Source organism: Pectobacterium parvum, assembly GCF_020971565.1.
In the GTDB taxonomy this organism is placed as follows: Bacteria; Pseudomonadota; Gammaproteobacteria; order Enterobacterales; family Enterobacteriaceae; genus Pectobacterium; species Pectobacterium polare.
In genome coordinates, this window is record NZ_CP087392.1 from 1,388,797 (window position 1) to 1,411,271 (window position 22,475).

A 22,475-nucleotide genomic window follows, 5' to 3' on the forward strand; every position below is an offset into this window, starting at 1 on the left:
ATCGTCCACCAGACCGATAATCGGGCGTGAAAACGAACGTTATCAAGCATCGGGCGACACGTTGAGTGAGGCACCGCCTATTCGGTTACGCGGCCAGAAGGAGTGATTCTTCTGGCCGCGTGACGTTTTAACCCGCCACGTCTTCCCAGAGAACCCCCTTGATTGTTTTTACGGCGTGATTTTTGCCGTCCTTACATTGGTATTCATGCCACATTGCGAAGCGTTGCGCATGTCGTAAGGGAAAACGTTGAACTTTTATAAGACTCAGTTAGCATCAGAGCGGATTCGATAGGTAACGAGATGATTTCTTTGAAACGATGGCGTTTATTCCCGCGTTCCCTGCGGCAATTAGTAATTATGGCGTTCTTGCTGGTGTTGCTGCCGCTGTTGGTGCTGGCCTATCAGGCTTATCAAAGCCTGAACATGCTGAGCGAACAGGCTGCGGATATTAACCGGACAACGCTGACGGATGCCCGCCGCAGCGAGGCAATGACCAGCGTCGCGCTGGCGATGGAGCGTAGCTATCGACAATACTGCGTATTGGACGATCAGACGCTGGCGACGCTCTATCAAAACCAGCGTAAACAGTATTTGCAAATGCTGGATTCTCACGCGCAGGTACTGCCCGATCCCCGTTATTACCAGACGCTACGTCAACTCCTGACTCAGCTCGGCGAAATACGCTGCCATAACAGCGGCCCGGAACAAACGGCATCCAGCCTGCTGGAAGGGTTCTCGCGCGCTAACGGACAAATGGTGCAGGTGACGCGTGACGTCGTTTTCTCCCGCGGGCAACAACTTCAGCAGGCTATTTCCGAACGAGGCCAGTTCTTTGGCTGGCAGGCGCTGCTCTTGTTTCTGGTCAGCGTGCTGCTGGTGGTTCTCTTTACTCGGATGATTATCGGCCCCGTTAATGGCGTCGAGCGAATGATTAACCGCCTTGGAGAAGGGCGCTCGTTGGGTAACACCAGCACCTTTAAAGGGCCGCGTGAGATTCGGACACTGGCGCAGCGCATTATCTGGCTGAGCGAGCGTCTATCCTGGCTCGAATCACAGCGACATGAGTTTTTACGGCATATCTCCCATGAACTGAAAACACCGCTGGCTAGCCTGCGTGAAGGCACCGAATTGCTGGCCGATGAAGTGGTCGGTCCGCTGACTACCGATCAGAAAGAGGTCGTCGCTATTCTTGATAGCAGCAGCCGCCACCTGCTACAGCTGATCGATCAACTGCTGGACTATAATCGTAAGCTGGCGGATACGCCGACCGAGCTGGAGCGAGTGGAAATCGAAGAAATCGTCGATATTGTCGTGGCCTCTCACAGCTTGCCTGCTCGTGCCAAAATGATTCATACCGATGTGACGCTAGCCGTTGATCACTGTTGGGCGGAGACGACGCTATTGATGCGAGTGATCGATAATCTCTATTCCAATGCGGTGCACTACGGTAAGGAATCCGGTAACATTTGGATTTATAGCCGTCAGATTGGCAATCGCGTTCAGATTGATGTCGCCAACAATGGTACGCCCATTCCTGATGCAGAGCGGAGCATGATTTTTGAGCCCTTTTATCAGGGCAGCCATCAGCGCCGTGGTGCAGTCAAGGGAAGCGGACTGGGGTTGAGCATCGCGCGTGATTGCATTCGTCGTATGCGTGGTGAGCTTAGCCTAATTACCGTGGACTATGCTGATGTGTGTTTCCGCATCGAGCTGCCCTTATTGTCTGATAACGAATAGTCCGAGAATGAATAGATAATGAATGTAGGATTTATGAAGGGATGGCTGGCGAGTAGAAGATTTTCCCGTCTGTTGAAAGTGGTGGCCATGTCGTCACCGCTCGTTTTGGCTGCGTGTAATAGCCATGTGAGCATCGGCTCGGCGTTGCTGGAGACGGAGGCGACACCGCCGAAAGAGCAGGTTGCCGATTTCCGTATCGCGCAATGCGAGCATCTGTGGCAGATAGACGATCGTGAATCCATGAACAACGCGCTGTACTGGTTGCGGGCGATGGACTGTGCCGGGCGTTTGACACAGTTCCAGGCCCGTGAGGAAGCCGGGCAGGTTGCGGGTGATAGTTGGGATAGCATATTTAAGCAGGGCATCCTGCTGGATAATGCCGGTATTACTCAGGCTGAACGCCGTCAGGTGCTGGAACAGATTAATTTATATCGTCTGGCTTTCCCGGCGGCACTGCGCCCGCTGATGCAAACCTGGCGTGACAGACAAACGTTGTTCTTGGCGCTGTCGGATGAACGTCTGCGCTATAAGCGTTTGCAGGAATCCAGCGACAAACAGCTAGATACCCTGCGTGTACAGCAAAGTCACCTGCAATATCAGTTAGAAACGACCACGCAGAAACTGGAAAATCTGACGGATATTGAGCGTCAACTGTCTTCTCGTAAGCAGCTATCGGGGGAAATGCCGGATAGCGACGGCGATCGTCGTGGTAGTTCTGGTGCGAATAGCGGTAGTGCAAATAAAGACGGTTCGCGCAATTCGGCAACGAAATCCAGAAATGAGCCAGTTGATGCGGATGACACCTATACGCCGCCGATGGAATCACATACGGACAACGCGACGACGAAGAAGGAGTCAACAAGACAATGACAGCCCGAAAAACGGCGAGTTTGTTGCTCGTGGATGATGACCCCAGCCTGCTGAAACTGTTGGGCATGCGTCTGACCAGCGAAGGATTTAGCGTGATGACGGCGGAGAGCGGCCAGGAGTCGCTGCGGCTATTAACGCGCGAGACGTTCGATCTGGTGATCAGCGATCTTCGTATGGATGAAATGGATGGCATGGCGTTGTTTGCCGAAATTCAGCGTTATCAGCCTGGGATGCCGGTGATCATTTTAACCGCTCACGGTTCCATTCCCGATGCGGTCGCGGCTACACAGCAGGGCGTGTTCAGCTTCCTGACAAAGCCCGTTGACCGTGATGCGCTCTACAAAGCGATAGACGAAGCGCTGGCATTATCCGCCCCGGCAGGTGATGAAAGCTGGCGTGAAACTATCGTGACGCGCAGCCCGATTATGCTGCGTCTGCTGGAGCAGGCCAGAATGGTCGCGCAGTCGGACGTCAGCGTGCTAATTAACGGTCAGAGCGGGACTGGGAAAGAGGTGCTGGCTCAGGCGATTCATGCGGCAAGCCCGCGTGCGAAGAAAGCCTTCATTGCGATTAACTGCGGTGCGCTGCCGGAACCATTGCTGGAATCGGAGCTGTTCGGCCATGCGAAAGGGGCCTTTACCGGTGCGGTTAGCAGCCGTGAAGGGCTTTTTCAGGCGGCGGAAGGCGGCACGCTGTTTTTAGATGAAATCGGCGATATGCCGCTGTCCTTACAGGTTAAGTTGCTGCGCGTTTTGCAGGAGCGAAAAGTCCGCCCGCTGGGTAGCAACCGCGATTTGGACATTGACGTGCGGATTATTTCCGCCACGCACCGTGATTTGCCGAAGGCGATGGAGAAGAACGAATTCCGCGAAGATCTCTATTATCGGCTCAACGTGGTGAATATGAAGCTGCCAGCATTGCATGAACGTGCCGAAGATATTCCAATGTTGGCAAACCATCTGCTGCGTGAATCTGCTAATCGTCACAAGCCTTTTGTGCGCACCTTTTCAACCGATGCAATGAAGCGCTTGATGACGGCAAGCTGGCCGGGTAACGTGCGTCAACTGGTGAATGTCATCGAACAGTGTGTGGCACTGACCAGCGCACCGGTGATCAGCGATGCATTGGTTGAACAGGCGCTGGAAGGTGAAAATACCGCGCTGCCAACGTTTGTTGAAGCACGTCATCAGTTTGAGCTTAATTACCTGCGAAAATTATTACAGATCGCAAAAGGTAACGTGACGCAGGCCGCGCGAATGGCCGGGCGTAACCGAACGGAATTTTATAAATTGTTGGGCCGCCACGAGCTGGATGCCAACGATTTTAAAGACTAGCGCTGAGAGAGCAGAGCAGGTGTAGATTGTCCGCTTGAGTTCTGACATGCTGTTCACTCGCTGATGCTCGGCTTTGGCCGCAACATAGATAACACAAAGGTTCCTCCATGAAGAAAATTGATGCGATTATTAAGCCGTTCAAACTGGACGATGTGCGTGAAGCGTTAGCTGAAGTGGGCATCACAGGGATGACGGTAACGGAAGTTAAAGGCTTTGGTCGTCAGAAAGGCCACACCGAGTTGTATCGTGGTGCAGAATACATGGTCGATTTTCTGCCAAAAGTAAAAATCGAAATTGTCGTGTCAGATGACATCGTCGATACCTGTGTGGAAACCATCACGCAGACCGCGCAGACGGGTAAAATCGGCGACGGTAAAATCTTCGTCTTTGATGTGGCGCGCGTTGTCCGTATTCGTACCGGTGAAGAAGACGAAGAAGCGATTTAATCGTTTTGCTTCCCCGCCAATACCGCTTAGAAGCCAGCCTTTATCAATCAGGCTGGCTTCGTCACATTTCTTCTACTCTACTTCCCGTTAGGCGCGGTAGGAACCCAACCTGCCAGCACCTTGCTTACGGTGTATTCTGCTGCTTCCGTGTTGCTTAACTGACGGCGCTGATCGTTTTTCTCTGCCCCTTTACCGCTGGATTTATACTCGAAAAAGCGTGAGTCCTGCGGATGGAACCAGATTGTATTACCTTGTTTATCTTTACCTGACATTTTGTCCCAGCCATAGATGTGGTCGTCCATACTGGTGTTCAGGAAGACGGTCTGACCGATGGCATTAGGATCGGCATAGCGACCATCGTCAAAAGTGGTCGTTGGGTGCCACGGGCGGCCCAGACCATAGCTTTTCGCGGGAACGCCTTTCTCTTTAATCACCCGGCTATTGATAATGACCAAACCATATTTTTGTTTAATATTGGTGCTGGGGGCGGTGAGGTAGCCCATCTGCTGATTTTTCACGTCGGTACGGTTACGCGCGACAATGTCACAATTGTCAAACAGCGCGGTACCATTACCAAAGATGAAATCAACGGTGCCGCTGATTCGGCATTTGGAGAAGAAACTGCGTCCCCCTTTCACATAGAGCGTGTCCTGATATCCCGTCAGGCTAACATCGTGGAACCAGACACGATCGCCTTTGTCATCAACCAGTAGCGCAACGGCCTGCGTATCTTTTATTTTGGTCGGATCGTCATTGGCTTTGGCCTGATTGGCAGGAAAATCGAAACCATTGCCGATGGTCAGCGAGCGGGCGCTGAAATCCGGCGCATTGATTCTCACGGTATAGCTGCCGGAGGTTCCCCATTTGCTGCCATCGGGTTTGAGCATCCCAGCGGCGGTGGTCGCGGTGATCACGGTACCATCACGGCTTTCGCCCTGTAGGTGAATGTTGGGACGCGTAATCGTCAGCCGCTCGTGGTACACGCCATTTTTCACATAGATAACAAATGGCGAGCTATCTGTCGGAGCGCTGGCGATGGCTTCAGCGATGGTTTTGTAAGCGTTGGTGCCCGTTGCATTCGCAGAAACCAGCGCATTGTAGTCGGCCGCTTGCGCGAGCGACCAAGGCGAGGAAATTAACATGGCTAAGGTCAGCGTTTTGCGAAGATGTGCAGTGTTTATCATATCCATAGTCCTTTAATGAGTGATATACGGACGCAGCGGTGTAACGCCGCGCGCGGTTCTGCCTTATTGTTTTGCCTGACTGATAACTACTTGTGCTTGCTGGTCGTTTTTTCCGCCAGCGACGCTAAAGCGGGTTCCTGCCGAATGGCGTCAGCGACAATCCCCGCCACGGCGATAGCGCCTTTTTTCTGAAAATGGGTGGTATCCGGTTTGCTTAGGCTACCGGCCTGATCGCGATAGTAAGGATATTGCTTAGGATCGATCACCAGCCAGTATTGTTTCCAATGGTCGCTGTTGCCCTGATTCGCCAGCGCGATAGTGGCGGGTTCAACGTCCAGTAAAATCACCTTGTTATCCGCTGCCGTATTCTTGATGGTCTGGCTGTAATCGCCGATGAAAGCATAACCATTTTCTGAATTTTGCTTGGTGAAGTGACTGTGTACCGCAGGCGTGCCATTTTTCCCGTCAGCCGTTTTTACTCGGGTGGTAGGGGTCAACAGAACTGGTGTGAGTTTGTGCTGGCGGGCGAAAGTGATGTAGCGCTCCAGCGATGTCTGGAATGACATATCGGCTTTCCCCTGAGGTGCCTGCTTTTTCCCTGCGGCATCGTTCGGGTAAGTACAGAGGTTAGCGACATCCGCTGGGCCACGTACCGCTTTTGCGCTGTTGCAGTTTTGATCGTTGTGTCCCATTTGGATAAACAGGAAATCGCCTTCTTTCATCAGCGGCTGCATTTGGCGGAACCAGCCTTCGTAAAAATAGTCGCGTGAGCTACGGCCTGCACGTGTGCCATTTACCACTTTTACGCCGCTGTTTTTACTGAACTGTTGTTCAAAAACCTGACCCCATCCCATGCGTGGGAAGCGCGCTTTTTCATAGGTTGCCGCGGTGGAGTCGCCGACCATGAAAATACGAGTTTGTGCTTTCTGGATCGCGTCCAGACTCTGGCGGGCAGAACGGTAATCCAGCGGTTCATAATCGCCTTTATTATTCAGGCCAACAATGGGATGGAATGCACTGTCGGTCAGTACCGTATGGCCGGAATAGCCGGTGTCGTTGTGATAATTGCGGTTATGGTTAATGACGTTGACGATTTTGGTGACCGCATCCTGCTGGGCCGCGGAGTAAGTCAGAGGATCGAAACGCTTGGGCGCGCTGACGCCTACCTGTTTTAGCGCGTCATTAAAGCCTGCATGAAAATCGGCGTAGGCTTTTTTCCATGCTGCGGCGTCCAGTTTCGGTGATGCCGTGTCGTCCGTTAGCTGCTGTGGACCAATGTAGCCTGCTGCTACTGCGATATCTGAGGTAATACGGTCAGTCAGTGGGTTGATATTGGCAATATTCTCTTTGCCGTCATGCAATGACGGGGCAACAGCGGACAGGCAGATTGCACGGGAAATATTATTCAGCAGGCAGTTATTGCCGCCAGATTCAATGGCTAAAAGGCGTAATGGTGGTGTGAGGCCAGAGATATCAAGGTTATATTTTCCTTGATCATCGGTCTGTGTCTGCCGCTTCTGGCCCTGCTGGTCTCTGATAATGATGGTGGCGGGCAGATGAATATCCCGTGCGGTGACATTACCGGATAAACCCGTTTTTTCACCCAGCGTTGAACTCGACAGTAAGTTAACGCTGTCCGGCGCGGCAGTCTGGTGTGCCGCGGCGGGCGTTTTAGCGTGTACCAGTGTGAAAGGGGCGGAAAGTATCAGCGCTAAAGCTACACTTTCTGAAAATCGTTTTGCCATGGTCAGACATATCCCTTGTTGGTTAGTCGAAAACGGTTAATGAACCCAGGCGTTATCAAAGGAAGGTCGCTGTTTTTTATCGCTCTTGTCACGGCCTTTAGCGAGAACGTCGGGCTTTTATTGTGCACCCAAGCCGATGCCTAAACGAGGTCTCTTTGATGAAACAACTATTCATTAAAAATGAAATGTTATTTTAATAAGGTCTTGTTTTTTGTGACCCACCTCTTTTTTAGCGGAGTGCTGCCGTATTGGCATATAGATTTGTGATCAATAAGGTGTTTTACAGACGGTGGTTTTCTGAAAAATGAAAAAAAGGCCGCAAAAGCGGCCTTTGGGTTTGATCCGTTATCAATGAGGGTTAGACAACTTTATGCGGACCAAAACATTCGTAATGCAGCTGCTCAGCGGGGGTGCCCATCGCCAACAACTGCTGTGCGATAAACTGCATGAAAACCACAGGGCCGCACAGGTAATAGTGCATATCCGGCGTGGTTAATTCATCTTTTAACGAGGCCAGCTGCATCAGCCCGCTGTGATGATAATCTTCGCCCGGACGATCGGCCTGCTGCGGTTCCCGATACCAGATGTGGTGCTGGAAGTGCGGCAGAGACTGTCCCGTTTTTCCGATTTCATCCGCAAACGCATGCGCTGTGCCATTTTCTGCTGCATGCAGCCATAGCACCTTCGCCTGATGCTCCTGCTGCTTGAGCGTATGCAACATACCTAACATTGGGGTTTGCCCCACGCCGCCAGAAATCAGGGCAACCGGTGTGGAAGCGGGGATATCAAGGAAGAAATCGCCGTGCGGAGCCGCCAGATGAATGATATCGCCTTCACGCGCGGTATCATGCAGATAGCCGGAAACGGTGCCCTGTGCTTCACGTTTCACCGCAATCCGGTAGGATTTTCCATTTGGTGCATGAGTCAGAGAGTATTGGCGAATCTCCTGATTGGCAAAACTGTCATGCTTGATGTAAACCGCTAGATATTGGCCCGGTTGAAAATCAGCGATAGGCTGTCCGTCGGTGGGTTCCAATGTGAAGCTGGTAATCACCGAGCTTTGCGGCTGCTTGTTCACAATACGGAAAGGTCGCACGCCGCTCCAGCCGCCGTTTTTCGCTTCGGTACTGCGGTAGATATCGCCTTCGCGCTGGATGAAGACATTCGCCAGCACGCCATAGGCTTTACCCCAGGCATCCAGTACTTCTTGCCCTGGGCTAAACAGTTCGTCCAGCGTTGCCAGTAAATGATTACCGACGATCTGATACTGATCGGCCTGAATGTTAAAGCTAGCATGCTTCTGGGCGATACGCTCAACCGCAGGCAGCAGCGCAGCCAGATTTTCAATATTCGTCGCATAAGCACAGATGGCATTGAACAATGCTTCCCGCTGATCGCCATTGCGCTGGTTGCTCATGTTAAAAATATCTTTGAGCTCAGGGTTATGCGTAAACATGCGATCGTAGAAGTGTGCGGTTAGTTTCGGGCCTGTTTCCGCCAGCAGAGGAATGGTTGATTTAACGATGGCGATAGTTTGGTTATCCAGCATGGTGACTCCTTATTTATTGGCATGACTTATAAGTTGTATTTTATATGCATCTTATTGGGTTTGTCCGCCGCTGTAAATTACCTTTTTGGTGGTAGGGGTTTTTGGGGGGGGCCAAAGGGAATAACATGAAGAAATAGCAGGTTGAGAATGAAGAAAAATCCGTTTACCACTTTGCAGCAGATAGTTGCTGAAGCCTTGTGCTGCCTGTAGCTAATCGTTTGCGTAAAAACCTCTGTCAAGACCTATCTTCATTAGGGAAAAACGGTTTACACTATACGCCATTCCCCAAAAGGGTAGCCCAATTTCCAAATGGGCCATTAATTCCCAGTATATTTATGTTAGCTGAGTCAGGAGATCCGGATGTTAAAGCGTGAAATGAACATTGCCGATTATGATGCCGACCTGTGGCAAGCAATGGAGCAAGAAGTGGTGCGTCAGGAAGAGCACATTGAACTGATTGCGTCAGAAAACTACACCAGCCCACGCGTTATGCAGGCTCAAGGGTCTCAGCTGACGAACAAGTATGCTGAAGGTTATCCGGGCAAGCGTTACTACGGCGGCTGTGAGTATGTTGACATCGTTGAGCAGTTGGCGATCGATCGTGCGAAAGCGCTGTTCGGTGCAGATTATGCCAACGTGCAGCCACACTCCGGCTCTCAGGCTAACTTTGCCGTTTACACCGCGCTGCTGCAGCCGGGCGACACCATTCTGGGTATGAACCTGGCGCACGGTGGTCACCTGACGCACGGTTCTCCGGTTAACCTGTCAGGTAAACTGTATAACGTCATTCCTTACGGCATCGACGAAAGCGGCAAGATTGATTACGACGAAATGGCTGAACTGGCGCGTACGCACAAGCCAAAAATGATCGTTGGTGGTTTCTCTGCTTACTCTGGCGTCGTTGACTGGGCGAAGATGCGCGAAATTGCTGACAGCATCGGTGCTTATCTGTTTGTTGATATGGCGCACGTTGCAGGCCTGATTGCCGCTGATGTTTACCCTAACCCGGTTCCTCATGCTCACATCGTGACCACCACCACGCACAAAACGCTGGCTGGCCCACGCGGTGGCCTGATTCTGGCGAAAGGCGGCGACGAAGAGCTGTACAAAAAACTGAACTCTGCGGTATTCCCTGGCGGTCAGGGCGGCCCGTTGATGCACGTTATCGCCGGTAAAGCCGTTGCGCTGAAAGAAGCGATGGAGCCTGAATTCAAGGTTTACCAGCAACAGGTTGCGAAAAACGCTAAAGCGATGGTTGAAGTCTTCCTGTCACGTGGTTTCAACGTGGTTTCTGGTGGAACCAGCAACCACCTGTTCCTGCTGGATCTGGTGAGCAAAAACCTGACTGGTAAAGAAGCTGATGCTGCGTTGGGCCGTGCAAACATCACCGTGAACAAAAACAGCGTGCCTAACGATCCGAAGAGCCCGTTTGTGACTTCCGGTATCCGTATCGGTACGCCAGCGGCAACCCGTCGTGGCTTTAAAGAAGCGGAAGTGCGTGAACTGGCTGGCTGGATCTGTGATGTGTTGGACAACATCAACGACGAAGCGACCATTGAGCGCGTGAAACAGAAAGTTCTGGAGATCTGCGCCCGCTTCCCGGTTTACGCATAATTCGGCATTTTCTCTGACATCACTGTCGGAACATGTCCTAAACGCCAGCCTGAGTGCTGGCGTTTTTTATGGCGAGCCATCCTTGGCCGCCACCCTTACGGGCCGTCGCAAGCGACGTTGAAAAACGTTCCCTACGTTTTTTTATGGCGTGCCATCTCTGGTCGCCACTCTGCGGGCCGATACTTCCGTTCACGTTTAATGGTGAATAACGCGTTGCGCCACCGCATGCACTCTGACACAGTAACCGGCAAAAAAGAGTAGCCAGCAAAAAAGTGCTGAAGCTAGGAGAGTTCGTCATCGAAAGGGAGGAATTATGGTTTTGCAATCGACGCGCTGGTTAGCGCTGAGCTATTTCACCTACTTTTTTTGCTATGGCGTTTTCCTGCCGTTTTGGGGCGGGTGGTTGAAAGGCGAGGGGCTGTCCGCTGAGTCAATCGGCATGCTGCTGGGCGCGGGGCTGGTGGCGCGCTTCGTCGGCAGCCTGGTCATCACGCCCAGCGTGAAAGATCCGTCCAAATTGATTACGGTGTTACGTGGGCTGGCGTTGCTGTCACTGGCGCTGGTCGTCGGTTTCTGGCTGGGTAATGCCTGGCTGTGGCTGATGATAGTGATGATCGGGTTTAACCTGTTTTTTGCACCGCTGGTGCCACTGACGGATGCATTAGCGGCGACGTGGCAGCGACAGGTCGTGATGGATTACGGCAAGGTGCGCGTCTGGGGTTCGATCGCGTTTGTTATCGCTTCTGCCGCAACGGGTGAATTGGTCGCTATCTGGGGACACCCCGCGATTCTGGCAATCCTCAGCGCGGGGCTGGTTGTGATGCTAGTAGGCATGCTGCTTCGCCCCAGCGTGATGCCGCAAGCGGCAACGTCGACAGCGCACTCGGTTAGCGTCACGCCGTGGAAACGATTGCTGACCGAACCTGCGGTATGGCGCTTCCTGCTTTGCGTGTCGCTGCTGCAAGGTGCACATGCGGCTTACTATGGTTTCAGCGTCATTTATTGGCAGGATTCGGGCTATTCCGCCTCGATTATCGGCTATCTCTGGTCATTAGGCGTGGTCGCTGAGATTGTCATTTTTACCTTCAGCCAACGGCTGTTCCGACGCTGGAGCGCCAGACAGCTTTTGCTGCTCTCTGCCATATGCGGCGTGGTGCGCTGGGGCTTGATGGGGGCGACGGTGGCTCTGCCGTGGCTGATAGTGATACAGATATTGCACTGTGGAACCTTCACCGTCTGCCATCTGGCTGCCATGCGTTTTATCGCGGCACGCAGCGATGGAGATGTATTGCGGTTACAGGCGGTGTATTCCGCGCTGGCAATGGGCGGGAGCATCGCGGTGATGACGATGGTGTCCGGTTTCCTGTTTGAACATCTACAGGGTGGTACGTTCTGGGTGATGGCGCTGTTGGCGGTTCCGGCTCTGTTTATCCGGCCTTCCGTCAGTCACCATGCTGCGGTCGGAAAGGCGTAAGTCATGGCGCACATTGTCAATATAACGTAGTGTGGTAAAAATAATGTTACATTATAACGCTTTGAAACGGTGGTGCGGACGGATAACGTTGCTGATAACAGGTCTGGCACTCGGCCAGCCCGTTTTCGCTCACCCACACAGTTTTATTGATATGCAGACGACAGTTGAGAGCCAGAACGACAACATCACCGGTTTACGTATGCTGTGGACGATGGATCCCATCACGTCTGCCGACCTGTTGTATGACGCTGGGAAAGCGAAGAAGGACTCTGAAGTCTGGAAAAAGCTGGCAGCGGAAGTGATGGCGAATGTATTAGGGCAGCATTATTTCACCGATATTTATCGTGATGGTCAGCCCGTGAAATATGCGCCGATGCCAACCGAATATCACCTTTCCCGCAAAGGCAATCAGGCGGTATTGGAGTTTGTGCTGCCGCTGGCACATCCACAGCCGCTGGCCGGCAAGTCTTTGCTGATTTCTACTTACGATCCCACCTATTTTGTCGATATGTCCTACCAGAACGATAAGGCCGTTACGCTGGCGCCTGCGCTGGCTTCACGTTGTAAAACCTCGCTCGTCACGCCGGAACCTAACGCTGAACTGCAATCCTATGCGCTGTCGCTGGATAAGAACGATGCGCCGGATGAAGACATGGAGCTGGGGAAACAGTTTGCACAGCGGGTGACGTTGCAATGTCAGTGAACCTCGGCTCACTGCCGCGTCAGCGTCCGTTGTTGAGTCGATTGCGCGATCTGTGGCCGCTGTGGCTGTTCTTGACGCTGCTGGCCTCAGCGCTGCATTACATCGTGGGGTACTGGCCGCAAATCGTGCTGCAAAGCGCGATCTGGCAGAAATCGCTGCATCAGCAGATGTCGCACCTGTTGCAGATGGTAGAACAGCAACCGCATCAGGCGGGGTTGAGTCTGATGATGTTCAGTCTGGTCTATGGCGTGCTTCATGCTGTCGGGCCGGGGCACGGTAAAGTCGTCATCATGACCTATCTGGCGACACACCCGTCGAAGCTGAAAAGCAGCCTGAAGTTGACGCTGGCCGCGTCGTTGGTTCAGGGGCTGATGGCGGTAGCGCTGGTAACCGTAGTATTAGGGATTTTGCAGTTATCCAGCCGAACACTGCATAGCAGCAGCTTCTGGATGGAAAAGGGAAGCTTTGTGCTGGTGGCGGGGCTGGGGCTGCTGCTCTGTTTCCGCGCGTTGAAACAGCTGTATATCGCCCTTGTACGGCAGCCTAAGCCCGCGATGATTTTACGTATGACGCCTTTGCACGTAACGACTTCTCACGTCACCCAGTTTAACGTACTAACTGATAGACGTATGGTGCTTCGTCCGGTGCCTGTGCTTTCCTCTTCTCCTCATCAACACGATGCCGACTGCGGCTGCGGGCACCGCCATCTCCCGAGCAATGAAGAACTTGAGCGCGATAGCAGCTTGCGTACGCGTCTGATGATTGTGCTGGCGATGGGCATGCGCCCGTGTTCAGGCGCTATTCTGGTGCTGCTTTTCTCTAAAGTGATCGGCGTGTATTGGTGGGGCGTCGCCTCTGCGCTGGTGATGGCAGCCGGAACGGCGATCACGATCTCGGCACTGGCCGTATTGGTTTTTTACTGCCGTCGCGTGGTTGAGCGCTTAGGTGCGAACCGCGCCTCGCCCGTGTGGCAGCGTGCGACGTTCTCTCTTCTGGCGTTTGCTGGCGGGCTGATTTTAGTTGGCTCCGGCGTCCTGCTTTACCTCAGTGCACAGCCCGCAATGATGGGCGGCATTCGGCCATTCTCCGGCTAATTTTACCTTTTATTAACGCCGCGCTAAAAACCCATTGCTTCGGATAATCACGGCAGGATATCATTTCAATAATGATAACTATTATCATTTATAACCATAATATCAGAAGGGAATAATAATGAAGAAATGGCTGTTTTCAGTCGTTGCTCTGTTGGGGCTGAGTGCGAGCGTTGTCGCTAGCGCTAACCCGATTGTTATTGAAGACGTTAGTGGCAGGAAAGTAGAAATCAAATCCGAAGTGAAGCGGATTATCCTCGGGGAAGGTCGACAGATTTATCTGCTGGCGGCCTTTGATACCGAGGCACCGTTCCAGCGCGTGGTTGGCTGGCGTGACGATCTGCCAAAAGCGGATTACGACGGCTATATGGCTTATGAAAAGCAATACCCGGAAATCAAAAAGCTGCCGACCTTTGGCGGAGCGAAAGACGGTACCTTCAACGTCGAGCAGGCATTGACGCTGAAGCCGGATTTGGTACTGATGAATCTGGAGTCAAAAGCGGCGACGGATGAAGGCAAACTGATCGAGAAACTCAGTTCACTGGGGATTCCAGTGGTGTTCATTGATTTCCGCGAGAAGCCGTTTGAGAACGCAGAAAAAAGTATTCACATCATGGGCCAGCTGGTTGGCAAACCACAGCGTGCGGAAGAGATTATTAAGTTCCGTCGTGAGCAGATCGAGCTCGTCACCGATCGGTTGAAGAACTATCAAGGGCCACGCCCGAAAGTGATGATCGACCGTGCAGGCGGCTATGATGAAGAGTGCTGCATGTCGTTTGGTGATGAGAACTTTGGTCGTATGGTTGAGGCCGCTGGCGGTGACAACATTGCCAAAAATATCATCCCCGGCACGTTTGGTACGCTGAACCCTGAACAGATTATCAGCTCTCGCCCGGATGTGGTGGTGGTGACAGGGGCTAACTGGAAAAACTACAACACAGCGAATGGCTGGGTTGGCGTCGGACCGGGAGCCGATCAGAAGGAAGCGCTGCAACGCCTGCAAAAGCTGATGGAACGCTCAGCATTCAAAACGCTGCCGGTAGCAACCGATGGTAACGCGCATGCAATCTGGCATCAGTTCTATGACAGCCCGTATCAGTTTGTGGCGATCCAGGTATTAGCAAAATGGATGCACCCGGAACTGTTTAAGGATATCGATCCTGATGCAACGTTCCGTACCTTCCACGAGAAGTTCCTGCCGCTGACATATCAGCCAGGCTACTGGGTTACGCTGCCAGCGAAGAAATAACGCTATATCCGTCATTCTTCAAGTTGCATGTGCGTTGACTGCGTTCAGTCACCCGAATCACTTACTTGAGTAAGCTCATCGGGACTCCCTCACTTGCCGCCTGCCTGAAACTCGAATTATTTAGGATATATCAGGTAGCAGGTCAGATAATAGAAAAGCACTGAACCTCATCGGTCAGTGCTTTTTTTTTGTGCTTTTTTCACCGATTTTATCGTCTATCAACCGCAGCGCTGGCGATGTTCATGTCACCACATTTTTTATCCTGCCGGAAAATAAAGTAAACGTTTTCTTTCCAGTTTTCCCCATTGCCGGATCGTTAGATGTTTATGACGATCGATTATCTCACTTTGATAGATTTTGACTATTGTTTTGAGATTATTAAGTGATTTTAATGATCAATGCTATCAAGCTGTCCGCTTCTGTGGCGATAATTGAACGTGGTAAAGGCATGTCTGATTTTTACGCAAAACGCCACGTAGGGAGTAATGCTGATCAGTTAAGGATCAGTTGAACGATCCAATAGCTGTGTAAGAATCCGGAAGTGTTCTTCATTTCCGGATTTTTTATGCGTATCTCTCAGGCCATCGACCTCGTTTCACGTTACGATTCGACCCGTAATCCTTTGACTTCTCTTGGCGACTTTCTTGACCCAGAACTTATTGCCCGTTGCCTTGCTGAGTCCGGCGTGGTCACCCTGCGTAAACGCCGTCTTCCTCTCGAAATGATGGTCTGGTGCGTTGTCGGCATGGCGCTTGAACGTAAGGAGCCGCTTCATCAGATTGTCAATCGGCTGGATATTATGCTGCCCGGTAACCGTCCCTTTGTTGCTCCCAGCGCGGTTATCCAGGCTGACAGCGGCTCGGAAGTGACGCCGTTCGACGGGTGTTCACGCACACCGCTCACTTGTGGCACAACGCTGTGGCGCATCCCCACTGGTGTGGATTGACGTTACTGGCGATGGATGGCGTCGTCTGGCGCACACAGGAAACACCTGAAAATGATACCGCCTTCCCGCGCCAGACTTACTGCGGCCAACCTGCACTTCCCTACCCGCAGGTCAAAATGGTCTGTCAGATGGAGCTGACCAGCCATCTGATAACCGCAGCAGCCTTCGGTACGATGAAAGACAGCGAATATACCCTTGAGCAACTGATAGACCAGACCGCAGATAATACGCTGACGCTGCTCGATAAAGGGTATTACTCATTAGGGTTGCTGAATGCTTATGGAAGCGTGCGGGAGAACACCGACACTGGATGATACCGCTTAAGAAAGGTACCCGTTACGAGGAGGTGGAAACTGGGAAAAGGCGATCATCTGGTACAGTTGAAAACTACGCCACAATCCCGCAAAAAATGGCCGGGACTGAGTACAGAAGTGACAGCCCGATTACTGACCTATAGCCGTAAAGGAAAAATCTATCAGTTACTGACTTCGATGACTGATGGCATGCGTTATCCGGGAGGTGAAATGGTTGAGCTTTACAGTCACCGTTGGGAAATCGAGTTGGGTTACCGTGAAATCAAACAGACAATGCAACTGAGCAGACTGACACTGAGAAGCAAAAAACCGGAACTTGTGGAGCAGGAGTTATGGGGTGTGCTGCTGGCGTATAATCTCGTGAGATATCAGATGATTAAAATGGCCAGTCAACTGAAAGGTTACTGGCCAAATCAGCTGAGCTTCTCAGAATCCTGCGGGCTGGTCATGAGGATGTTGATGACGCTTCAGGGTGCATCGCCGGGTCGTATCCCTGAACTACTGCGAGATCTGGAGAGTATGGGACAGATGGTGAAGCTGCCGATAAGAAGAGAAAGAACCTTCCCGAGAGTGGTGAAAGAAAGGCCTTATAAATATCGAAAAGCGAAGAAAAACAGCCAGTCAGTTGCTTAACTGACTGGCATTACCACGTAGGGAGGGAAATTCGGTTTATTTGACATACCGGAATCAGGAAAAAAATACGGTATAAAAATTCAAAAAAATGGAGCGGTTATGAATATCACGCAACGCCTGCTGTTGACGTTTTCGCTAATGTCGCTGGCGCTTATTTCATTAGTTATTGTTACTTTATCATTGTTATCAGGGTTCCAATCTCGTTTTGAATATGTTCAGGATAATGCGATTCCGAGCATTAAAGATTTAAATAGTTTGGTGGATAAAAGTAATTCGCTGGTGCTTTTTTTGTATCGTCATCAGACCACGGATGACGATCGCAAACTGCCCGCGATTGAGCAGGATATTAATAGAACCATCGAGGAAATAAAGACGCTCAATGAGTATTACTTGATCAATGATGCCTCCAGTGAGGAGGATCGCCAACTGACCCATACGGCGATTGATCTGACCAAAAAATTACAGGTATCGCTACCTGTTTTTCTTAACGCATCAAAGGCGAACCAAAACGAGATCGCGCTTGGCCTGTTGCAAGGAGCAAACGGACCTGGAGAAGCGGTACGTGAGTTACTCGCCAATTACCGTAAGCAATTCGATCTGAATGTTGAAATGGGCGATGAACTGCGTCAGCTGAATAAACGGATTTATGACCAAACGTGGTTTGGCCTGTTGTCTGGTACGTTATTGATCGTATTGTTGATCGGCTTTTTCGCGGTGAGAACTATTCTGGGCATTAGAAAAAGTTTGAATAACATGAGTCAAACGATGGAAAGCGTTAGCACCCATCTCGACCTGACGATTCAAGCGGACGATCGACGTAAGGATGAAGTGGGAAATACCGCCCGCGCCTTTAACAGCCTGATGCAGCGGGTATCCTCAGCGCTGGCTTCGGTGAGTGCTTCATCGCAATCGGTGAGTAGCGCGGCAACGCAGATTGCAGCGGGGAATGAAGATCTGTCATCCCGCACCGAGGAACAGGCGGCTTCGCTGGAACAAACGGCGGCCAGTATGACGGAAATCAGTGAGACGGTGCGCCAGAACGCGGAGAACACGCAACAGGCGAGCCTGCTGGCGGGGAATGCCAGCAAGATCTCCATCAATAGCGCGGATTCCGTCAACACGATGCTGAATACGATGGAACACATTCGCACCAGCTCAGGCAAGATCACCGACATCATTGCGCTCATTGAAGGTATTGCGTTTCAGACTAATATCCTCGCTCTGAATGCGGCGGTAGAAGCTGCGCGTGCCGGTGAGCAGGGGCGTGGTTTTGCGGTGGTAGCGGGAGAGGTACGTACGCTGGCACAGCGATCGTCTACAGCAGCGCGCGAAATCAAGGATCTGATTGATGCCTCAAACTCGCTGGTGTCGGCGGGCGTTGATCAAGCCAGCGATGTAGGGAAAAACATGTCGGCAATGAAGGATGCGATCCAGCAGGTGACGGATTTAGTCAATGAAATCGCGGTGGCGACCGAGGAACAAACCCAGGGTATCAGTCAGGTGCATCAGGCCGTTAACCAGATGGATGATGTGACCCAGCAAAACGCCTCATTGGTCGAAGAAGCGTCCGCAGCCTCGCAGTCATTGCAGGAACAGGCAAATACGTTGAGTCAGCTGGTGGGGCAGTTCATTGTGGGACAGGTTACCCCTCTGGCGCTGGCTTCCGCTTCTGTGCTACCTGGAATATCCGCGCCGCGTCTTTCTCCCGTAAGGAGAAAAGGTGCCGTTACTCAGGATGAAGCGGACTGGCAGCGTTTCTAACCTATCGTGCCGCGTGCTGCGCAGTAGGGCGGCACGCGGCTTACTCACAAGGTGTATCGGAGAAGAAATTCTGAAGGTGGGAGTGTTAGATATTAGCCGTCTTTTTACATTAGGTTGTGCAGATATTGCATAAGATAAACGGTACGCTGGAAATGATGGCTATACTGGTGCCGTTCTACGGTAAAGCTTGGCTCGGGCTTATAGGGAGGCCATTGCCGTGTTTTTATTATGCCTAACGTACTTTTTCAGCAAAGCAGGCAGGGAAATTCAGCCTGCTTGCATGTAGAAATAATTAATGGACAAAGTTTATTGGTTGGGGAATTTATTGACTGATAGCACTTCCCTGTGCTTTGCCGCCGATTCCCACCACTGTTTTGTGTTTTTCCAGATATCGGTTCTGAAAAATACACATGCGGATTGCATTGTGGTACTCGCCGTTGGCGAAAAATTCGTGAATCAGCTCGCCTTCGACCTCAAACCCCAGTTTGCTATAGATGTGGATCGCTTTCTTGTTTTCCTTATCCACAATCAAATACAGCTTGTAGAGGTTCAAAACCGAGAAGCCATAATCCATTGCCAGCTTGGCCGCCGCACTGGCGTAGCCGTGGCCTTGATAGGCAGGATCAATGATGATCTGAAATTCCGCGCGGCGGTGGATATGGTTAATCTCCACCAGCTCAACAAGGCCTACTTTGGTCTGCTCGTGTTCAATAATGAAGCGCCGCTCGCTTTGGTCATGAATATGCTTGTCGTACAGATCGCTGAGTTCGGCAAAAGCCTCGTAAGGCTCTTCAAACCAATAACGCATCACACTGGCATTGTTATCCAACTGATGAACAAAAGTGAGATCGTCTCTCTCCAGCGGTCGTAGCCGAACGAAATTGCTCGTACCGGACATAGTGAATCCTTAATTGATATAAAGGGACGTGACCCGTGGTTACCGAGGTCACGCTGGCATGAGTATGCCAACGCTAGTATAGCGGCGGAGCGTTCTGCGTAGAACGTTCAATAGACCTAGCGAATACTTAAAGCATAAAGAGGGGAGAAGAAATGATGATGACTAGCGAGTTAGTGTCAAAATAAAGAAGTGAATAAGCAATAAAAAGTAAGGCTCCGTAGGGGAGTAATGCCAGTCAGTTAAGCAACTGGCTGGTTTTTCGAGACTGTAATTAAAATTGTGTAATTGCCTGTTTTTGATATGTTCACTCCAGCAAAGGAGACAGGCAATTATGGACGAAAAGAAACTCAAAGCCCTCGCGGCTGAACTGGCTAAAGGTCTTAAAACCGAAGCCGACCTCAATCAGTTTTCCCGTATGCTGACGAAATTAACCGTCGAAACGGCGCTCAATGCGGAGCTGACTGACCACCTCGGGCATGAGAAAAACGCCCCCAAAACAGGTTCAAACACCCGTAATGGCTACTCGTCAAAAACGGTGTTGTGCGATGACGGCGAGATAGAACTGAACACGCCGCGTGACCGTGAAAATACCTTCGAACCGCAGCTGATTAAGAAGAACCAGACGCGCATTACGCAGATGGACAGCCAGATTTTATCCCTCTACGCCAAAGGAATGGCCACCCGCGAAATCGTCGCTACCTTCAAAGAAATGTACGACGCTGATGTGTCGCCCACGCTGATATCTAAGGTCACCGACGCGGTAAAAGAGCAGGTTACTGAGTGGCAAAACCGGCAACTGGATGCGCTGTATCCCATTGTTTATATGGACTGCATTGTCGTAAAAGTCCGTCAGAATGGCAGTGTGATAAACAAAGCTGTTTTCCCACCTTAGGTATTAATCTCGAAGGCCAGAAAGAATTACTGGGTATGTGGCTGGCCGAAAATGAAGGCGCAAAGTTTTGGCTGAACGTGCTGACGGAGCTGAAAAATAGGGGTCTTCAGGACATCCTGATTGCCTGTGTGGACGGGCTGAAGGGCTTCCCAGATGCGATAAACAGCGTCTACCCCCAGACCCATATCCAGCTGTGCATCATCCATATGGTGCGTAACAGCCTGAAATACGTATCCTGGGAAGGACTACAAAGCGGTCACCAGCGGGCTGAAGGCGGTTTATCGGTACTCGACCGAAGAGGCGGCACTGATGGCGCTGGATGCGTTCGCGAAAGTCTGGGACGATAAATACCCGCAAATCAGCAAAAGCTGGCGTGCGCACTGGGAAAACCTGAATACGTTCTTCAACTATCCACCGGATATCCGCAAGGCCATCTACACCACAAACGCTATCGAATCGCTGAACAGCGTAATCCGTCAGGCAATAAAGAAACGTAAAGTGTTCCCGACAGATGACTCGGTACGGAAAGTGATTTATCTGGCGATCAGGGATGCGTCGAAAAAATGGAGTATGCCGATCCAGAACTGGCGACTGGCGATGAGTCGTTTTATTATCGAGTTCGGTGACCGCCTGAGCGATCACCTTTAACGACTGGGCAGTTACACAGAATTACTGACAGGCTCATTTTTCAGCTTTTCGATATTTATAAGGTCTCTCTTTCACCACTCTCGGGAAGGCTCTTTCCCTTCTTATCGGCAGCTTCACCATCTGTCCCATACTTTCCATATCTCGCAGTAGTTCAGGGATACGACCCGGCGATGCGCCCTGAAGCGTCATCAACATTCTCATGACTAGCCCGCAGGATTCTGAGAAGCTCAGCTCAGCTGATTATACGCCAGCAGCACACCCCATAACTCCTGCTCCACAAGTTCCGGTTTTTTGCTTCTCAGTGTCAGTCTGCTCAGTTGCATTGTCTGCTTGATTTCACGGTAACCCAACTCGATTTCCCAACGGTGACTGTAAAGCTCAACCATTTCACCTCCCGGATAACGCATACCATCGGTCATCGAGGTCAGTAACTGATAGGTTTTGCCTTTACGGCTATAGGTCAGTAATCGGGCTGTCACTTCTGTACCCAGTCCCGGCCATTTTTTGCGGGATTGTGGCGTCGTTTTCAACTGTACCAGATGATCGCCTTTTCCCAGTTTCCGGACTTCCTCGTAACGGGTACCTTTCTTAAGCGGTATCATCCAGTGTCGGTGTTCTCCTGCACGCTTCCAGGCATTCAGCAACCCTAATGAGTAATACCCTTTATCGAGCAGCGTCAGCGTATTATCTGCGGTCTGATCTATCAGTTGCTCAGCCAGGGTATATTCGCTGTCTTTCATCGTACCGAAGGCTGCGGCGGTTATCAGATGGCTGGTCAGCTCCATCTGACAGACTATTTTGACCTGCGGGTAGGGGCCCGGTTGGCCGCAGTAAGTCTGGCGAGGGAAGGCAGCATCATTTTCAGGTGTTTCCTGTGTGCGCCAGACGACGCCATCCATCGCCAGTAACGTCAATCCTCACCAGTGGGGATGTGCCACCGCGTTGTGCCACAAGTGAGCAGTGTGTGCGAACACCCGTCGAACGGCGTCACTTCCGAGTCGCTGGCGGGCCTGGATAACCGCGCTGGGAGCAACAAAGGGACGGTTATCGGGCAGCATAATATCCAGCCGATTGACAATCTGATGAAGCGGCTCCTTACGTTCAAGCGCCATGCCGACAACGCACCAGACCATCATTTCGAGAGGAAGACGGCGTTTACGCAGGGTGACCACGCCGGACTCAGCAAGGCAACGGGCAATAAGTTCTGGGTCAAGAAAGTCGCCAAGAGAAGTCAAAGGATTACGGGTCGAATCGTAACGTGAAACGAGGTCGATGGCCTGAGAAATACGCATAAAAAAATCCGGAAATGAAGAACATTTCCGGATTCTTACACAGCTATTGGATCGTTCAACTGATCCTTAACTGATCAGCATTACTCCGCAGGGGA

At 51.5% G+C, this 22,475-nt stretch carries 15 protein-coding genes and 3 pseudogenes; 13 read left to right on the top strand and 5 right to left on the bottom strand.

The genetic code is table 11. The features are described from left to right. Positions 1–300: 300 nt before the first annotated feature. The 4 genes from LOZ86_RS06175 (at position 301) to glnB (ending at position 4,387) form a co-directional block, all read left to right on the top strand. On the top strand, positions 301–1,737 hold the full coding sequence (locus LOZ86_RS06175; RefSeq protein ID WP_039487569.1) for a sensor histidine kinase: 1,437 nt from the start codon (positions 301–303) through the stop codon (positions 1,735–1,737). A gap of 18 nt (positions 1,738–1,755) precedes the next feature. Next, on the top strand, positions 1,756–2,607 hold the full coding sequence (gene qseG, locus LOZ86_RS06180; protein ID WP_039487561.1) for a two-component system QseEF-associated lipoprotein QseG: 852 nt from the start codon (positions 1,756–1,758) through the stop codon (positions 2,605–2,607). Beyond that, positions 2,604–3,941, top strand: coding sequence for a two-component system response regulator GlrR (gene glrR, locus LOZ86_RS06185; RefSeq protein ID WP_039487560.1), 1,338 nt, complete (start codon positions 2,604–2,606; stop codon positions 3,939–3,941). The genes qseG and glrR overlap by 4 nt, the downstream gene beginning before the upstream one ends. A gap of 107 nt (positions 3,942–4,048) precedes the next feature. Next, positions 4,049–4,387 (top strand): nitrogen regulatory protein P-II, encoded by a 339-nt coding sequence (gene glnB / locus LOZ86_RS06190; RefSeq protein ID WP_005970202.1) that lies wholly within the window; start codon positions 4,049–4,051, stop codon positions 4,385–4,387. 77 nt (positions 4,388–4,464) lie between these two features. On the opposite strand, the gene pemA is transcribed toward glnB, so the two are convergent. The 3 genes from pemA to hmpA all read right to left on the bottom strand — a co-directional run bounded on the left by pemA (position 4,465) and on the right by hmpA (position 8,865). Next, positions 4,465–5,571: a pectinesterase PemA gene (gene pemA, locus LOZ86_RS06195; protein WP_039487559.1), complete on the bottom strand. Its 1,107-nt coding sequence runs from the start codon at positions 5,569–5,571 to the stop codon at positions 4,465–4,467. Positions 5,572–5,657: 86 nt separating this feature from the next. Next, on the bottom strand, positions 5,658–7,316 hold the full coding sequence (gene paeY / locus LOZ86_RS06200; protein WP_039487558.1) for a pectin acetylesterase PaeY: 1,659 nt from the start codon (positions 7,314–7,316) through the stop codon (positions 5,658–5,660). 358 nt (positions 7,317–7,674) lie between these two features. Further along, positions 7,675–8,865 carry an NO-inducible flavohemoprotein gene (gene hmpA, locus LOZ86_RS06205; protein ID WP_039487556.1) on the bottom strand — a complete coding sequence of 397 codons (1,191 nt, stop codon included), beginning with the start codon at positions 8,863–8,865 and terminating at the stop codon, positions 7,675–7,677. 360 nt (positions 8,866–9,225) lie between these two features. On the opposite strand from hmpA, the gene glyA reads away from it, so the two are divergent. The 8 genes and pseudogenes from glyA (at position 9,226) to LOZ86_RS06245 (ending at position 18,650) form a co-directional block, all read left to right on the top strand. Next, positions 9,226–10,479, top strand: a complete 1,254-nt coding sequence (gene glyA / locus LOZ86_RS06210; RefSeq protein WP_014916229.1) for a serine hydroxymethyltransferase — start codon at positions 9,226–9,228, stop codon at positions 10,477–10,479. Positions 10,480–10,792: 313 nt separating this feature from the next. After that, positions 10,793–11,953: a 3-phenylpropionate MFS transporter gene (locus LOZ86_RS06215; protein ID WP_039487555.1), complete on the top strand. Its 1,161-nt coding sequence runs from the start codon at positions 10,793–10,795 to the stop codon at positions 11,951–11,953. Between the two features lie 43 nt (positions 11,954–11,996). After that, positions 11,997–12,656, top strand: coding sequence for a DUF1007 family protein (locus LOZ86_RS06220; protein ID WP_039487553.1), 660 nt, complete (start codon positions 11,997–11,999; stop codon positions 12,654–12,656). Beyond that, positions 12,647–13,750 carry a nickel/cobalt transporter gene (locus LOZ86_RS06225; RefSeq protein WP_039487552.1) on the top strand — a complete coding sequence of 368 codons (1,104 nt, stop codon included), beginning with the start codon at positions 12,647–12,649 and terminating at the stop codon, positions 13,748–13,750. The genes LOZ86_RS06220 and LOZ86_RS06225 overlap by 10 nt, the downstream gene beginning before the upstream one ends. A 118-nt stretch (positions 13,751–13,868) precedes the next feature. Next, positions 13,869–14,996, top strand: a complete 1,128-nt coding sequence (locus tag LOZ86_RS06230; RefSeq protein ID WP_039487551.1) for an ABC transporter substrate-binding protein — start codon at positions 13,869–13,871, stop codon at positions 14,994–14,996. Positions 14,997–15,561: 565 nt separating this feature from the next. Next, entirely contained in the window at positions 15,562–15,942 is a 381-nt protein-coding gene (locus LOZ86_RS06235) for a transposase domain-containing protein (RefSeq protein ID WP_230242968.1), read from the top strand. An 11-nt stretch (positions 15,943–15,953) separates the two neighbouring features. Then, positions 15,954–16,889: pseudogene (locus tag LOZ86_RS06240) on the top strand (IS4 family transposase). A 99-nt stretch (positions 16,890–16,988) separates the two neighbouring features. Beyond that, positions 16,989–18,650: a methyl-accepting chemotaxis protein gene (locus tag LOZ86_RS06245; protein ID WP_230242969.1), complete on the top strand. Its 1,662-nt coding sequence runs from the start codon at positions 16,989–16,991 to the stop codon at positions 18,648–18,650. A gap of 322 nt (positions 18,651–18,972) precedes the next feature. Here LOZ86_RS06245 and speG read toward each other — a convergent pair whose 3' ends face one another. After that, complete coding sequence (speG, locus tag LOZ86_RS06250; protein WP_039487547.1) at positions 18,973–19,548, bottom strand: spermidine N1-acetyltransferase; 576 nt, start codon at positions 19,546–19,548, stop codon at positions 18,973–18,975. A gap of 331 nt (positions 19,549–19,879) precedes the next feature. Here speG and LOZ86_RS06255 point away from each other — a divergent pair. Then, positions 19,880–21,088: pseudogene (locus LOZ86_RS06255) on the top strand (IS256 family transposase). A 33-nt stretch (positions 21,089–21,121) separates the two neighbouring features. On the opposite strand, the pseudogene LOZ86_RS06260 reads toward LOZ86_RS06255, so the two are convergent. After that, positions 21,122–22,380 (bottom strand): annotated as a pseudogene (locus LOZ86_RS06260) (IS4 family transposase). Between the last annotated feature and the right edge of the window lie 95 nt (positions 22,381–22,475).

Bases quoted from the DNA above. Each gene is read 5' to 3' on its own strand.
- LOZ86_RS06245 (WP_230242969.1), top strand. From the start codon at position 16,989: ATGAATATCACGCAACGCCTGCTGTTGACGTTTTCGCTAATGTCGCTG.
- paeY (WP_039487558.1), bottom strand. From the start codon at position 7,316: ATGGCAAAACGATTTTCAGAAAGTGTAGCTTTAGCGCTGATACTTTCC.
- LOZ86_RS06230 (WP_039487551.1), top strand. From the start codon at position 13,869: ATGAAGAAATGGCTGTTTTCAGTCGTTGCTCTGTTGGGGCTGAGTGCG.
- LOZ86_RS06225 (WP_039487552.1), top strand. From the start codon at position 12,647: ATGTCAGTGAACCTCGGCTCACTGCCGCGTCAGCGTCCGTTGTTGAGT.
- LOZ86_RS06175 (WP_039487569.1), top strand. From the start codon at position 301: ATGATTTCTTTGAAACGATGGCGTTTATTCCCGCGTTCCCTGCGGCAA.
- LOZ86_RS06220 (WP_039487553.1), top strand. From the start codon at position 11,997: ATGTTACATTATAACGCTTTGAAACGGTGGTGCGGACGGATAACGTTG.
- glyA (WP_014916229.1), top strand. From the start codon at position 9,226: ATGTTAAAGCGTGAAATGAACATTGCCGATTATGATGCCGACCTGTGG.
- pemA (WP_039487559.1), bottom strand. From the start codon at position 5,571: ATGATAAACACTGCACATCTTCGCAAAACGCTGACCTTAGCCATGTTA.
- LOZ86_RS06235 (WP_230242968.1), top strand. From the start codon at position 15,562: ATGCGTATCTCTCAGGCCATCGACCTCGTTTCACGTTACGATTCGACC.
- glnB (WP_005970202.1), top strand. From the start codon at position 4,049: ATGAAGAAAATTGATGCGATTATTAAGCCGTTCAAACTGGACGATGTG.
- speG (WP_039487547.1), bottom strand. From the start codon at position 19,548: ATGTCCGGTACGAGCAATTTCGTTCGGCTACGACCGCTGGAGAGAGAC.
- hmpA (WP_039487556.1), bottom strand. From the start codon at position 8,865: ATGCTGGATAACCAAACTATCGCCATCGTTAAATCAACCATTCCTCTG.
- glrR (WP_039487560.1), top strand. From the start codon at position 2,604: ATGACAGCCCGAAAAACGGCGAGTTTGTTGCTCGTGGATGATGACCCC.
- qseG (WP_039487561.1), top strand. From the start codon at position 1,756: ATGAATGTAGGATTTATGAAGGGATGGCTGGCGAGTAGAAGATTTTCC.
- LOZ86_RS06215 (WP_039487555.1), top strand. From the start codon at position 10,793: ATGGTTTTGCAATCGACGCGCTGGTTAGCGCTGAGCTATTTCACCTAC.